The sequence below is a fragment of the Bacillus sp. MRMR6 genome (genome assembly GCF_001940785.1).
Lineage (GTDB): Bacteria > Bacillota > Bacilli > Bacillales > Cytobacillaceae > Neobacillus.
This window is the reverse complement of record NZ_MSLS01000034.1, coordinates 14,541-27,808: the sequence shown is the minus strand read 5'-3', so window position 1 is coordinate 27,808 and position 13,268 is coordinate 14,541. Positions and strand designations below refer to the sequence as shown.

At 37.1% G+C, this 13,268-nt stretch carries 16 protein-coding genes; 4 read left to right on the top strand and 12 right to left on the bottom strand.

All coding sequences use genetic code 11. The features are described 5' to 3' along the window. Positions 1–86 precede the first annotated feature (86 nt). Positions 87–1,928: a DNA ligase D gene (locus BTR25_RS22255; protein ID WP_075690213.1), complete on the top strand. Its 1,842-nt coding sequence runs from the start codon at positions 87–89 to the stop codon at positions 1,926–1,928. A gap of 33 nt (positions 1,929–1,961) precedes the next feature. Here BTR25_RS22255 and dapF read toward each other — a convergent pair whose 3' ends face one another. From dapF to BTR25_RS22225, 6 genes are all read right to left on the bottom strand, one after another. Beyond that, positions 1,962–2,939, bottom strand: a complete 978-nt coding sequence (gene dapF, locus BTR25_RS22250; RefSeq protein WP_075690212.1) for a diaminopimelate epimerase — start codon at positions 2,937–2,939, stop codon at positions 1,962–1,964. 71 nt (positions 2,940–3,010) lie between these two features. Continuing rightward, positions 3,011–3,796: a hypothetical protein gene (locus BTR25_RS22245; RefSeq protein WP_075690211.1), complete on the bottom strand. Its 786-nt coding sequence runs from the start codon at positions 3,794–3,796 to the stop codon at positions 3,011–3,013. A 158-nt stretch (positions 3,797–3,954) separates the two neighbouring features. Then, positions 3,955–4,734 carry an ABC transporter permease gene (locus BTR25_RS22240; protein ID WP_075690210.1) on the bottom strand — a complete coding sequence of 260 codons (780 nt, stop codon included), beginning with the start codon at positions 4,732–4,734 and terminating at the stop codon, positions 3,955–3,957. Continuing rightward, a complete protein-coding gene (locus tag BTR25_RS22235; RefSeq protein ID WP_075690209.1) occupies positions 4,731–5,639 on the bottom strand; it encodes an ABC transporter ATP-binding protein in 909 nt (302 codons plus the stop codon). The genes BTR25_RS22240 and BTR25_RS22235 overlap by 4 nt, the downstream gene beginning before the upstream one ends. Next, positions 5,639–5,839 carry a PLD nuclease N-terminal domain-containing protein gene (locus BTR25_RS22230; RefSeq protein WP_075690208.1) on the bottom strand — a complete coding sequence of 67 codons (201 nt, stop codon included), beginning with the start codon at positions 5,837–5,839 and terminating at the stop codon, positions 5,639–5,641. The genes BTR25_RS22235 and BTR25_RS22230 overlap by 1 nt, the downstream gene beginning before the upstream one ends. Positions 5,840–5,938: 99 nt before the next feature. Next, entirely contained in the window at positions 5,939–6,262 is a 324-nt protein-coding gene (locus BTR25_RS22225) for a DUF4870 domain-containing protein (protein WP_139311311.1), read from the bottom strand. A 416-nt stretch (positions 6,263–6,678) separates the two neighbouring features. Between BTR25_RS22225 and BTR25_RS22220 the strand changes: the two genes are divergently transcribed. Then, the gene (locus BTR25_RS22220; RefSeq protein ID WP_075690206.1) at positions 6,679–7,239 is read left to right on the top strand and encodes a GNAT family N-acetyltransferase; all 561 of its coding nucleotides are present in this window, start codon (positions 6,679–6,681) and stop codon (positions 7,237–7,239) included. A 39-nt stretch (positions 7,240–7,278) separates the two neighbouring features. Here the strand turns inward: BTR25_RS22220 and BTR25_RS27835 are convergent, their stop codons facing one another. After that, a complete protein-coding gene (locus tag BTR25_RS27835) occupies positions 7,279–7,437 on the bottom strand; it encodes a hypothetical protein (protein ID WP_175596855.1) in 159 nt (52 codons plus the stop codon). 212 nt (positions 7,438–7,649) lie between these two features. Here BTR25_RS27835 and BTR25_RS22215 point away from each other — a divergent pair, with 212 nt between their 5' ends. Beyond that, on the top strand, positions 7,650–8,111 hold the full coding sequence (locus tag BTR25_RS22215) for an Hsp20/alpha crystallin family protein (protein WP_075690205.1): 462 nt from the start codon (positions 7,650–7,652) through the stop codon (positions 8,109–8,111). Between the two features lie 26 nt (positions 8,112–8,137). On the opposite strand, the gene BTR25_RS22210 is transcribed toward BTR25_RS22215, so the two are convergent. Beyond that, a complete protein-coding gene (locus BTR25_RS22210; RefSeq protein WP_075690204.1) occupies positions 8,138–8,590 on the bottom strand; it encodes a FixH family protein in 453 nt (150 codons plus the stop codon). Further along, positions 8,587–8,877 (bottom strand): hypothetical protein, encoded by a 291-nt coding sequence (locus BTR25_RS22205; RefSeq protein WP_254842778.1) that lies wholly within the window; start codon positions 8,875–8,877, stop codon positions 8,587–8,589. The genes BTR25_RS22210 and BTR25_RS22205 overlap by 4 nt, the downstream gene beginning before the upstream one ends. 88 nt (positions 8,878–8,965) lie before the next feature. On the opposite strand from BTR25_RS22205, the gene BTR25_RS22200 reads away from it, so the two are divergent. Next, complete coding sequence (locus BTR25_RS22200) at positions 8,966–9,208, top strand: DNA alkylation repair protein (protein WP_075690203.1); 243 nt, start codon at positions 8,966–8,968, stop codon at positions 9,206–9,208. A gap of 290 nt (positions 9,209–9,498) precedes the next feature. On the opposite strand, the gene BTR25_RS22195 is transcribed toward BTR25_RS22200, so the two are convergent. From BTR25_RS22195 to BTR25_RS22185, 3 genes are all read right to left on the bottom strand, one after another. Continuing rightward, entirely contained in the window at positions 9,499–10,341 is an 843-nt protein-coding gene (locus BTR25_RS22195) for a hypothetical protein (protein ID WP_075690202.1), read from the bottom strand. Between the two features lie 81 nt (positions 10,342–10,422). Next, positions 10,423–11,346, bottom strand: coding sequence for a CobW family GTP-binding protein (locus tag BTR25_RS22190; RefSeq protein WP_075690201.1), 924 nt, complete (start codon positions 11,344–11,346; stop codon positions 10,423–10,425). Between the two features lie 370 nt (positions 11,347–11,716). Continuing rightward, positions 11,717–13,120, bottom strand: coding sequence for a lmo1851 family serine protease (locus tag BTR25_RS22185; protein ID WP_483295281.1), 1,404 nt, complete (start codon positions 13,118–13,120; stop codon positions 11,717–11,719). Between the last annotated feature and the right edge of the window lie 148 nt (positions 13,121–13,268).

The window sequence follows — 13,268 nt, the reverse complement described above, 5'->3', positions numbered from 1 at the left end:
GTGGATGAAATCCCTAAAAACATTTGGAAAAGGATGAATCTTAGTTCTTTTAAACAAAATAATAAAAAAAGAGAGGAATTCTTATAATGAAACCGATGCTGCCCAGTTTAACTTTTGATTTAACTGTTAGCCCTGATTGGCTTTACGAAGTAAAATATGATGGTTTTCGAGCGATATTAACGTGGGATAAAAGCGGAATCAAGCTTGATAGCAGAAATAATAAAACATTACTCCCTCAATTCCCTGAGATCAAGGAGTATTTACTAAGACAAAAAGAGGATTTTAAGCCCTTTCTCCCGCTGAAGTTAGACGGAGAACTTGTAATCCTTGAAACACCCTACAAGGCAAACTTTTCAGCAATCCAGGTTCGCGGGAGAATGAAGTCAGAAAAAAAAATAATTGAAACAGCCAATAAAACGCCAAGTCGTTTAATGCTATTTGATGTTCTTTTACTTGCTGGAACGCCGCTTACTTCACTTCCGTTTCTGAAAAGAAAAAGTGAATTATTAAAAATGTTTGAAGAAATCGGACTGCCAAAAGAAATTGATCTTTTTAGTGAAAGTCTGCTGCAATTGGTTAAAGCACATACGAATTTTGATGAGCTTTGGGAAAAAGTTGTCCTTCATGACGGCGAAGGTATTATCGCTAAACACAAAAACAGTTTATGGGAGGAAGGAAAACGCTCTCTTCAATGGCTAAAGTACAAAAATTTCAAGTATGTCAGCTGCTTTATCACTTCGTTTGATAAATCAAATGGGTATTTCTTCGTAAGCGTGTATAAAGAAGAAAAAATTCATAGCATCGGGCAAGTTCTCTTTGGTTTTAAACCGGATGAGAAACAGGCTCTTCAGCAAACCTTAAAGCAAAATATGATAAAAGAAGACAGTCAATACATATATGTCGAGCCAGCTATCTGTCTAGAAGTAAAGTACCTAGAACTGTATGATCATCAGCTGCGTGAACCACATTTTGATAAATTTCGCTTTGATTTACAGCCTACGGAATGTACCTATGAGCAATTCTTGTTTCAGCAAAAGAACCTGCCGGGTGATTTAACTATTACTCACCCTGACAAACCTCTTTGGAAGGATCATGATATTCAAAAGGCAGATTATATCCTTTATTTAAGGGAGGTTTCACCTTTTATGCTCCCTTTTTTAACGGATCGCTTATTGACAGTCATTCGTTTTCCTCATGGAATGTTTGGAGAAGCCTTTTATCAAAAAAACTGTCCAGATTATGCACCTGAGTTTGTTCAAACACACCTTGATGATGGTATCGATTATATCATTTGTAACAACCTGAAAACACTCATCTGGCTGGCGAATCAACTGGCAATTGAATTTCACATCCCTTTTCAAACAATTAATAGTAATGGCCCCAGTGAAATTGTCTTTGATTTAGATCCTCCTTCCAAAAATGAATTTCATTTAGCGATTAAGGCAGCACTGTTCATCAAAGAGGTTCTTGATCAATTAAATCTAATAGCCTTTATAAAAACTTCGGGCAATAAAGGATTGCAAGTATATTTACCATTACCCGAAAATGTGTTTACCTTTGATGATACACGTCTGTTTACCAGTTTTATTGCAGAATACCTTATATCAAAAGATCCAGATTCATTTACAGTAGAACGATTGAAAAAAAATCGCGGTGGCAGACTGTATGTCGATTATATACAGCATAGTGAAGGAAAAACCATTATTGCTCCATACTCCATGCGGGGCAATGACCATGCCGGTGTTGCCACACCGCTATTCTGGGAGGAAGTGAACGAAAAGCTGAATCCAGAACATTTTACAATGAGAAATGCACTAGAACGCTTGAAAAAACAAGGAGACCCTTTTAGTACTTACTTTAAAACAAAAGCTATTCAGCCTTTTTCTCCAGTTTTAGAAGTCTTAAAAAATGGGTCAAAAAAAGGATAAAAGGGAACCTTAAAAGCCTGGTTCCCTCTCACCCTACAGTCCTTTCACTATTACCTTTTGTGCTTCTTTTTGTAATTGTTCATAGGCTGTTTGTTCTGAAAGTACATGTTTTGAGGAGATCTTAAAAGTTCGTTCCCCGAGGTTTACTTTTATTGCTGCCTGATAAAGATAGGTAGCGTTGCCGATTAAATCAATGAAATATTGACCATGATCTTTATGGACGACACACTGGACCTTTCCGCCATTATTATAAACCTGGATCACTTCTTCAAACTCATTCAATTTATTCATACAAGTCACTAGTGAAGATGCTGACATGGCAGTTCCACATGCATTTGTAAAACCTACACCACGTTCGAATGTATTTACATAAATGCTTCCCTTTGATAATGGCTTAACAAAGCTGACATTTACACCGTCAGGAAATAAATCATTAGGACTATTTACCTTTTCACTTAGCTGCTTTTGTAAATCTGACTGTAATTGTTCCGTTTCCACGATTGCAATAAGGTGTGGATTGGGGACAGCTAGTGCAGTAAATAACAACTCACTAGAAAGGTCAGTGATTGGCTCATTTATTAAAACGTCTTGCTCCATGACGAGCGGTAAGTCTGATAATTGAAATGAAACAGGCGAGATTTCAACCTGATAAGTATGGATCATTGGAAGGATCTCCTTCTGCTTACTTACCTTTAAATCCGCTTTCATCGTTTCAATTACTGCCTCTTCCTTATTGAGCAGTTCGCATATATACCTAGCAACCAATCTTAAGCCGTTCCCACACATAGAGGCCTCAGAACCATCTGAATTAAATACCCGCATTCTCCCATCCGCTCGTTCACTTTTCAACATAAATAATATTCCATCTGCTCCAAGATCTTTATTACGATCGCATAATAAGCGTGCAAGCTTTGATCTATCTTCCTCAGAAAAAGAGTAAGCATGTGAAATTTCATCTATTATGAGAAAATCATTACCAGATCCGTGGCCTTTTATTAAAGTAATTTCCATTAAGGTGACCTCCATAATCAAAGACAATTTATACACTATTCTATCAAATAATAGTGAGAATGGATACTGCCTTACCTTTCAATGAAGAATTCGTTTATTAAGAAAGAGATCCTAATAAGCTTGTCCTGATTAGAAAGGGCTTTATTAAAGGTAAGGACAGGTGTATTAGGTTCTGGGAATCGTTCACTCCATTCCACTGGCATCCACCCGCGTCTCAACCGTCCCACTTCCTCCCTTGAAGGGCTTACTAGTTTTTTATCCATAAAATAACTTGACCCTTCTATTACACCTAATGAATGGTTTTCAGCATCGAACAGCTCTTCTATCATATTTTTCCAGGTGATTTTCTTTTTAACATAACAGCCGAGATACTGGTTATCATGACAATATACCTCGATTTTCAAGTTTGCATTTCCTCTCTTAACTTTGAAATAACCTTCAACTCGACCTGCTGAGTTATAAAGCGCATAGATCTTTGTTAAGCGAAATAAATGAATTCCTTTTCTTATTTGCTTGATCCTTCCAGCTTCGTTCCCATCTGGATAATAAAACAATACATTTGCAGACTGTGTATTCATTAAGAGTACTAGTAACTCTTCAGGCTCGAAAAGAGACTGATAGACACGATCTGAATTGAAAGTGTTTTTTCTGATTTGCGCCGCTTGATTCATTCTATATAAATAGGTTTGATATCCTATCCAGCTTATGATCAAGAAAGGTATTGATAAAAACATAATCTGCTTGTTTTGAAAAATAACGAGATTTCCTCCAATAATTAATATCGCGGGGAATAATGAAACAATACTACCATTTAGGCTTACGGTTGCCATACTTCGGTAAAAGTCATGTATATTCATCAAAAAACTCCTCCATCTAGGCTCTTGTACTATTCTATTTAAAGAGGATGAAAAAAATGATAGAAGTTTTACAGAGGAGGATAAGTAAACTAGTAAAAAAGGAGCCGCCAACTGCTCCTTTATTACTAGAATTGATATACTAGAGCGTTAATTAGCCGTTATGAGGCAAGTTCCTTCTTCTTAAAAATCAAGGTGCTTAGCGAGAGTAGAATTGCGATCGAAACCAATGCTGTAATACTAGCCGTTAATGTTTGCTTAGGAACTTCACCTGTTAAAAGTACTGCAGATGAATAGCCGGTTAATTGCGATGGACTCCACTCAAGCCAATGTGAAAGAGTTCCGCTAATAATGCTAACAACAAGAATAACTGACAAAGATATAAAGCCTGCCATGCCTGGAGACAAGAGGATACTGCTAAAAAAGACCGTAACGGTTAACACAACAGAAAGCCATAAAGCAAATAAGAAATAAGCTTGAAAAAATACACCCATGGGTATCCAATCAAATAACTGACCTGTATAATACCATGTCGCAAGTGAGCCCATTAATAAGGAAAACCAGATTAATAGTACACCACCTGCCCATTTCGAGGTGACATAGGATAAATAGGATACAGGTTTCACTAATATCTGTGCGGCAACTCCACTTTTCCTCTCACCGGAAATTATCCCCATTGTACCAAGAGCGATAATTAGTACTCCAATTGTTGAGTATTGACTAAAGCCTGCTGCTAATACCGCTTCTGCGGAAGGTGGAGGGATGTTAATAACCGCTCCATCTGGAAGATCACCTAATGAATCAATGATTTGTGGCAGATAGTAGCTTGTCAACGGCTCCGAAACACCTAATAATATAAAGGTAATGGGTACCCAAACCCATTTAAAATTCCTCCACATCTCTAGAACCTCTTTTTGAAATAGAACGATCCACTGACTCATTTACCCACCACCTTCATAAACACATCTTCTAGATTCATACTGCTTATTTCGAATTTATCTAACTCCCAATTTTTCTCCAAAACTTCTCTTAATAAAGCTTGTCGGGCACTCTCTATGTCCTCGACAAACACACTAATTTTATTGCCTTCTTCAAGAAGTGATACTGTTAAAGGATGGTTCTTTAATACCGAGAGAATTTCTTTTGTTTTTTTCCGGAAAAATAAGTCGATTTTTGCCTGCTGGTACTGGTCACGAAGGTTTTCCATTGTACCAGCCTCTACAATCTTTCCGTTATGTAGAAATAGAATTTCATCACAGACCTCTTCGGCGTCAGTCAAAATATGAGTAGAAAACAAGATCGTCGTCTCCTTTTTCAACCCTTCAAGAAGCTCCAATACCTCTCTTCTGCCAATTGGATCTAAAGCTGAAACAGGTTCATCTAACATGACTAGTTGTGGACGGTGAATGATTGCCTGTGCAATACCAAGCCTTTGTTTCATTCCACCCGAATATTTACCAATCTTGCGGTTTTTTGCATTACTGATTCCAACAAGATCAAGAAGTTCTAATGAACGGTCCTTCGCTTCCTTATTGGTTAATCCAGCAAGCTTTCCCACATATACTAAAAACTCAATACCACTCATCCAATCATAAAATACCGGAAATTGAGGTAAATAAACAATTAAATGACGAATATCCCCATCGACCTTTGCCCCAGGAAAATATATAGAACCTTCAGTAGGTTTCATTAAACCTGATAGCATTCGAAGGGTTGTTGTTTTTCCTGCACCATTTGGTCCAAGAAGTGCAATGCATTTCCCTTTTTCCAGATTAAAATCTATTCCCTTTATCACTTCGTTACCTTGAAAACTCTTTTTTAAGCCGCTTATTTGGATAAGGGACATTAATTATTTCTCCTTCCAATTACAAAGTAAAGAATAGGACCAATAATATTTACAAATAAAATCACCAGTGCCCAAAGCCACTTAGGACCATTTGTTCTCTCAATACGAACGAGATCAATTAGAGAAACTATGAATAAAATTAGCTGTATGACTAATAATGGTGCAATAAGCCCCCAGTTTATGCTATTTAATAATTCCATGAAAATTACCCCCATTTTTATACTTACATTCATATGACGGTTGATCCATAAAAACGTTCAAAACCCAGCAAATTTTTTTGCTGGGTTTTGACTCAAAAACTATTTAATAAATCTAATGATAAGAGGAAATTTATATTCGTTTCCTTCATATGCTTTAACAGCGGCAATGATGGTAAATACTAACGCCATAATCCCTAATATCCATAATAAGAAAATGCCAATAATTAAGAATACTAAGATTCCGCTGACCAAGGAATAAATAAAATAGGATATAAAGAAGTTAAAGTATTCTTTACCGTGATAATCGACAAATGAAGACTCTTCCTTTTTTAATAACCAAATGATAAGTGGACCAACGATTGGTGCAAATAAACTTAGCACATAGAGAACAGCCGCCAGCATCTTTTCATCATTTTTAACCATTACTACTCCCCCCATTGGGTTGATTTTTCCTTACCTTAATTATTACGCAAAGAGTCAAAAAAAGTTTCTAATTATTTCGTAAATTACTCTCCGCTACTGCTTTTTCTTTAAATGAATATTGTTGAAATTTGGCAGTAAATTTTCTATAAAATTCGCCAAAAAAACTATTTATTTTTTTGTTTTTTTCTTGTATGATACTCTAAGTGAAACCAAGAAAGAGTTTAATCTGGAGGTTTACCAATATACATCTTTGTAAAAAAAATGAAATAGGGAAGGCAAATGGTGCGCCACCAGTTTACTGGTTCTAGTGGGTTCGATTCCCACCCCGAAATTTTTTAGTTTATCTGAATAAAAAATTTCGAGGGTGGACCGCTTCTTTTGACATGGAATCGGATAGCCCTAATGGAGGGAAATTCATGCTTAAAAAACGTGATCTTCACGAGAGCCATGTATTATACGAACTAATGACGCATCCAGATGTCTTCCCTTTTGTTCGTCAAAAATGCTCATCATATGAAGAATTCTTATTTATGACTAAGCAAACAAACGAAGCAGAGGAGCGCGGGGAACTGATCTCCCGGACCATTCTTGATGAATGGGGCGCTCCAATTGGTACCATTAATTTGTTTGATATTGAAGATAATGCAGGATTTCTAGGAACATGGCTTGGCAAGCCATATCATGGAAAAGGATACAATTCCCCAGCGAAGGATGCTTTCTTTGAGGAGCTTTTTTACAGTTGCGGAATCGAAACAATCTTTATGCGCATTCGAAAAGTAAATATACGTTCGATTAAAGCAGCTGAAAAACTGCCATATGTAGTCAAGGCAAACGAAACGAGAAAATCACTTTATGAGCAATTAAATGCGACCAGTGATATATACGATTTATATGAGATTCCTAAAGATCAATATACCTTCTACCGGTTACGAAACGGTTCCATTCAAGAAGAACCTTCACATTTGTTAGAAGCATGATAAAGAGCAATCGGCGTTAAGCTGATTGCTCTTTACTTATTATTCCGTAACATCCTGCTCAAAACCAGTAGTAAAATCGCCAGTCCCTATTTGGAGCAAAAACTCTTCTAACTCCTCATTTGTTAAGGTCTCAAAACGTCCATCAACAAAGAACACTTGCGTTTGATTAGGATTGATTCGATTCATGTTAAAACTCACGTCTTTGCTCCCTTCATAGATATTATGTTTTATTATCTACTAGTGGAAATTGATTTATTCTTAGAAATCAAATTGTTCGAAAAATTTAAAATGGTATTAAACAGCAACCATATTGAGTTATACCATCTAAAGATTTGATAACGCATAGGCCCTATCATGCATATAAATGAAATATGAATGTTAACGGATTATGGCTGAAAGGTGGAGAGCTTATGTTTCCTTGGAATTTATTTCCTTTTAATAAACAAATGAAAGATAACCTTCAAAATATGAAATCAGAAGAAATCGAGCAATTTATCCAAGGGATCATGGGAAAGGTAATGCCCTCTCACCTAGAAGGGATGATGAACCCCCAGGATTTAAGAAATACCTCTCAATCCCCCCCCTCTCAACAGCCAAATATGATTGATGCCGTAGCCTTTGAGACCCATGATTGTATATTTGTCAGAATTCCAATAACGAGGGAGGAATGGCTGAAACAATTGCGTGTTTACCATACTGCCAACCAATTAATTATTGAACATATCCCTAAGGAAGAGGATAAACACACGATTACTCTCCCAGCGATTGTAAAAAAGAAAGGGGCCTCTGCGAAATGTAAGGATGGGGTCTTAGAGGTTAGATTAATTAAATCGTTTGATACACAGTTTTCACAAATAGAGGTTTCTGATTAATAAAAGACAGCCCAATCATGGCTGTCTTAATGTTCTTCCTTATCCATATCCATATCCATGGAATCATGAGTATCTTTCGGGTCCTCAGGCTCACTTGGCTGACCCACAATAAATTCTTTTTTAGGCATATTGTGCATGTCCCTTGCCGTGACATGTGAAATAATATAATAAGTTCCTTCTTCCTCAAAAGCCTTTTCAAGCCGGTAGATTCCATTCTCTGCGTGTTCTACCAATATCTTTTCATGATTCTCATCTTGTGCTCGCCAAATCTCAAATTTCACCTCATTCGCATCTTCTACACTTTCATTCCCTTGTGTCACTTTTGCTTCAAAAAGGATTGGTTGATTCACCCGTCCTGTTTCTGGATGGACAGTAAGTTTTACTTCGACAAATTCAGGTACTTCTTGAGTTGGTTGATTATTATCACAGGCACTGACAATACTCAGGAAGGCCAGCATAATGACTAATAGTGTTCTCATTTTATCTCCCCAATTAGGTTTTCCATTATTTGATTGTGTACTTGTATTAATTGTAGTTTTGCTTCATTAGGAATTTCAGAAGAAATAATTCTATTAACTGCAGAGTAATACTTTTCATATCGATTCTTTCTAATCCTTGGATGTGAGTTTTCGTCTAACAGCTCTCTCTTAATCGCATCCTTAAGTGTTTGTTCACTATTTCCAGCTGTTGTAGCAAGCAAACGATTATTCCATATTAACCGATATTCCTTTAAGGCTGCACCATAATTTATTACCGTTATGTCCAAATTAGTCACCTCCTCACTAGCATTGTTACATACTTTTTAACATTATTGCAAAAGATACAATTTAACAATAATAAGAAAGGAGAAACTTATGACCACTCCATATAAATGTCCAAATTGCAAAACGAACCGCAGTCGTTTCAATCTCATTCAACAAGTCTCTCAGTCAGTAAAGCTGAATCCAAGTTCGGGAGAAGTAGTCCGGGAATACTCTGAAAATGATCTAGAACCCTTTCATCTGCCTTATAAGGGGCCAGAGTACCGTGTTCAATGCGCTGCTTGTGGTTTAATCGAGGATGAACGAACCTTCGCTAAATTTGGTGAACAAGGGTAAATCGTTTTAAAATAAGGCTGTGTTAATGGATACTGTTGATTTTAGAACCTGTTGATTGGAGTGAAAGGCGCTTGCCTCCTCGAAAATGAAAATCACATTTTCTTCGTGCGATGTTTCGCTACCGTAGCCTTCCTTGTCCTGCGGGATGTACGAGCTGAGTGAGACCCCACAGGTGCGAAGCTGTAATAGGCTCACGGGCAAGCCCGCGGAAAGCATAGCGCCTGTAGCGTAAATCAATAGCCTAGTTTAACACAGCCTAAAATAAAAGAAACACCCTTATAAATATCCATCTATTTATAAGAGTGTTTCTTTTTTATGAGGTTATTTTCCTCCAAGAATGAAATGGAGTCAACGGTCCATGGATCATTGGTGGAAAACCTAACTAAATGGATTTCTCCATGATAGGTTTTCCGGCCAATGTTTTTGACAAACCATTCAATTTCGATAGGTATATCCAAGCTAATATATGAACTTAAATCCTCAGCTGGCAAAATCGGCATCCTTGAGATACGAACATTTTCAACTTTCTTTAAAATCGGTTTCCAAACAATTGGTTGATGTGAGGTCAATGAAAGGATCTTTGAATCCTGCTGTTTTAAACCAGCAATATAAGCACTTACAACATCATACGGACTAGCATTTGCAAAATACTTCTCCAGTCTGCTCGATGCCTTAAAAATCATTAATTTGTGAGATAGGTCCATTGCATTGGTTTTATGTGTTGTACTGCCATAAAAGTGAATACAAAAATGCCCCGGAAAACTATTTTCTAATGCACCTGCTCCATGAGGCATTCCATGCATAGATGCAGCAATCATTTTATCCTCACTCATGACAATGATTGCCCTTCTCCGCCAGCTCCACTCTCCACCGTAAATCTTCTTCATTATTTTTGTATCTTTAACGGTCAATGGCTGAACATCAGCATGATGACTCCCTGCTCGTCTTTGTACCTCAAATTTCTTCCCTGTCTCAAGGTCCATTACTGTAAACTTAGAATACTTAGGTAAAAGGGTGTTAACTTCCTCCCACTCAAGCATTTCAATCTTATAACTGATAGTAGAAGATGCCTTTATCTGTTGTCCATGTAGGAGGATTAGAAAAACGAACAAATAAACAACTCTTTTTTTCATCAAATCCCCCTCTAAAATGTGTTTAAGCTACATTAAAAGAGTTACCTGAAGAGGAATTGTTCATGCATTTATTTTTTAATTTTATATTTGTGCTTCGAGGATATTTAAATGCCTGCTAACTTCTGACCAATCAATATCTTCTCCGATAAAAACCATGTTTAATGGTAAATTCATTTCCTCCCGCATATAGACAGGCATTCCATAAGAAAATTGGAAAAGATATGGCTTCTCCGAATATCCGAACTTCACATAACCTTTAATTCGATATACAGTATCGGGCAGGCTCTTTAGAAAATCTTCAAATTTTTCATGGTTTATAGGTTGTTGAAATTGGTAAACAAAAGTAGACAGACTCAATGCTTTTTTTTCATTGACTCGATCTTCAGTTGTTTTGTGAGAAACATTAAGCTTTCTAATTAAATCCATAGATACTTTTGAAAAGTTCGTAAATAAACAACGAGCAACAGGATTAATGGCTTGAATTTCAAAACTTATTTTAGCCTGTTCTGCTTCAGATAGGTCACTGGTTTTATTGATAATAATCAATGCCGAGTGACTAACCTGTTCAACCACTAATTGCTGCAGTTGAGGTGTTAGCTTTCTCCTGTCTTTCCACCTAAATCCGTCTACGGTTGTAATGATTCCTTTTACAATGAAACGATCAGCAAACAAGGGTGAAAGAATGCTGTCAAGCACTTCTACTGGGTGTGCTGCCCCTGTTGTCTCGATGTAGATCACGTCAGGTTTTTCATTTAGTAAAAGCCCTTGAAGCTGTGCCTCTAGCTTTTCCTGGATCGAGCAACAAATACATCCACCTAACAATTCTTTTAAGGCTACATCCTCATCCCCTACAGCATCAGAGTCAATCGATACCTTTCCTAATTCATTCATCATAACCGCAACATTCCTTTTTAACCGCCGTTCATCTTCTAGTAATCTTTTTAAAAGTGTTGTTTTACCACTCCCTAAAAACCCTGATAATATATAGATCTCTGTTTGCTTCATATAAGTTCCTTCCCTTTTGCTTCTATTTACATTCCTTAATTATAGGCTGTGTTAAACTAGGCTGTTGATTTACGCTACAGGCGCTATGCTTTCCGCGGGCTCGCCCGTGAGCCTATTATAGCTTCGCACCTGTGGGGTCTCACTCAGCTCGTACATCCCGCAGGACAAGGAAGGCTACGGTAGCGAAACATCGCACGAAGAAAATGTGATTTTCATTTTCGAGGAGTCAAGCGCCTTTCACTCCAATCAACAGGTTCTAAAATCAACAGTATCCATTAACACAGCCTAATTATAAAGGAAGCATTAGATTAATAACAAAGTGATTGAAAAAAATAGCCTATTCCATTTTATGCAGGAATAGGCTTTTATTTTATTTCATTTGTTCTATCAATAATTCAACTGCCTTTTGAAGCTGTGTGTCATTCTTTTGAATTTGTTCACGAAGTAATTCCATTAATTTGTAGGTCGTTTCACCTTTTATTATCCCATCTACAGGAAGGTTTTGTGCAGTTTGAAGTGCCATAACCGCTTCTTGTGTCGCCTCATCAAAGAACCCATCTTCCCTGCCTGGATCATATCCTATAGCCTTTAACATCTTCTGGGCTGTTTGAACCTCAGTCGATGAGCTGGAAAGTGTTAATTCCTTTTCAGGGTTAATGATTGATAAAGATGCGTATTCAGGTAGAGTGACTTCTACATCTGGCTGGATGCCTTTTTTATGTATCCAGTTACCATTAGGTGTTAACCATTTAGCAGTAGTGAATTTAATATTGGAGCCGTCTTGGAAATCCTTCGCTGTTTGTACAGTTCCTTTTCCAAAGGATTTTTCACCAACTAGGCTTACACCTGCTGATTCTTTTACAGCAGCTGCTAAGATTTCAGAAGCACTGGCACTGCCTTTATCAATCAATACCACTAATGGGAAATTAGGATTACCATCATTTTGTGATGGATGCTCTTTAATCTTTCCATTTCGATCTTCTACTTTTAAAATCATTTTCCCTTTTGGAACGAACATACTGGAAATATTTATCGCTTCTTCTAGTAAACCACCTGGATTTTGCCTTAGATCTAAAACCAGGCCTTTCATTCCTTGTTTTTGAAGATCATTTAACATTTCCACTAAGTCAGCAGAAGTGTTTGTAGAGAAGCTTGTAATTTGTACTTTTGCTATTCCATCTTCCATCATTTCACCGTAGACCGTTTCAATTGGGATTTCGTCCCTAATGATGGGTACTTTTATTGGAGCATCTGATCCAGCCCTTTGAATGGTTAATTCAACCTTCGTTCCTTTTTCACCACGTATTAAGGTTACTGCCTCAGTAGAGGTCATCCCCTGGAGGCTTTTACCGTCTACAGAAACGATAATATCATTCGGCTTTAAACCTGCTTTTTCTGCAGGAGACCCTTTTATTGGAGAGACAATTAGAATTTGACCCTCTTTCTCCTGTATTTCTGCTCCAATTCCTTCAAAGGAAGAAGAAATACTGTTGTGAAAGCTCTTCGCCTCTTCTACACTCATATAGTCTGTATACGGATCATCAAGTGCCTTTACCATTCCATCAATTGCACCGTTAATCAGAGTAGTTTGATCCAAGCCTTCAAAGTATTGACCTTTCAGTGTGTCGTAAGCCATATAAAGTTTGTTGAATTCTGACCTTTCTGTTCCAACAGTAACAACCTTTTCATCCCCAAACGATAAAGAAAATGCTGTAATTCCAGCGGACAAGAAAACAATAAAAAACAACATCATTATAAAATGGAATTTTTTCATTTTCACAAAACCTGTTTTGTTTTCCGTTAATTGATTCTGTTCCTGATGTTCTTGCTCACCTTGCTGTTCTAGCTCACTCTTTTGTTCATCCAAAGCGTTCACCACTTTCATTAACCAATAAATAAAATAACTACCTTCTTTTTTTGCA

Excerpts from the sequence above, each read along its gene's own strand:
- BTR25_RS22215 (WP_075690205.1), top strand. The coding sequence starts at position 7,650 with ATGTTTCCTTGGAATTTATTTCCTTTTAATAAACAAATGAAAGATAAC.
- BTR25_RS22200 (WP_075690203.1), top strand. The coding sequence starts at position 8,966 with ATGACCACTCCATATAAATGTCCAAATTGCAAAACGAACCGCAGTCGT.
- BTR25_RS22240 (WP_075690210.1), bottom strand. The coding sequence starts at position 4,734 with ATGAGTCAGTGGATCGTTCTATTTCAAAAAGAGGTTCTAGAGATGTGG.
- BTR25_RS22230 (WP_075690208.1), bottom strand. The coding sequence starts at position 5,839 with ATGGAATTATTAAATAGCATAAACTGGGGGCTTATTGCACCATTATTA.
- dapF (WP_075690212.1), bottom strand. The coding sequence starts at position 2,939 with ATGGAAATTACTTTAATAAAAGGCCACGGATCTGGTAATGATTTTCTC.
- BTR25_RS22235 (WP_075690209.1), bottom strand. The coding sequence starts at position 5,639 with ATGTCCCTTATCCAAATAAGCGGCTTAAAAAAGAGTTTTCAAGGTAAC.
- BTR25_RS22185 (WP_483295281.1), bottom strand. The coding sequence starts at position 13,120 with ATGAAAAAATTCCATTTTATAATGATGTTGTTTTTTATTGTTTTCTTG.
- BTR25_RS22245 (WP_075690211.1), bottom strand. The coding sequence starts at position 3,796 with ATGAATATACATGACTTTTACCGAAGTATGGCAACCGTAAGCCTAAAT.
- BTR25_RS22210 (WP_075690204.1), bottom strand. The coding sequence starts at position 8,590 with ATGAGAACACTATTAGTCATTATGCTGGCCTTCCTGAGTATTGTCAGT.
- BTR25_RS22195 (WP_075690202.1), bottom strand. The coding sequence starts at position 10,341 with ATGAAAAAAAGAGTTGTTTATTTGTTCGTTTTTCTAATCCTCCTACAT.
- BTR25_RS22225 (WP_139311311.1), bottom strand. The coding sequence starts at position 6,262 with ATGGTTAAAAATGATGAAAAGATGCTGGCGGCTGTTCTCTATGTGCTA.
- BTR25_RS22220 (WP_075690206.1), top strand. The coding sequence starts at position 6,679 with ATGCTTAAAAAACGTGATCTTCACGAGAGCCATGTATTATACGAACTA.
- BTR25_RS22190 (WP_075690201.1), bottom strand. The coding sequence starts at position 11,346 with ATGAAGCAAACAGAGATCTATATATTATCAGGGTTTTTAGGGAGTGGT.
- BTR25_RS22255 (WP_075690213.1), top strand. The coding sequence starts at position 87 with ATGAAACCGATGCTGCCCAGTTTAACTTTTGATTTAACTGTTAGCCCT.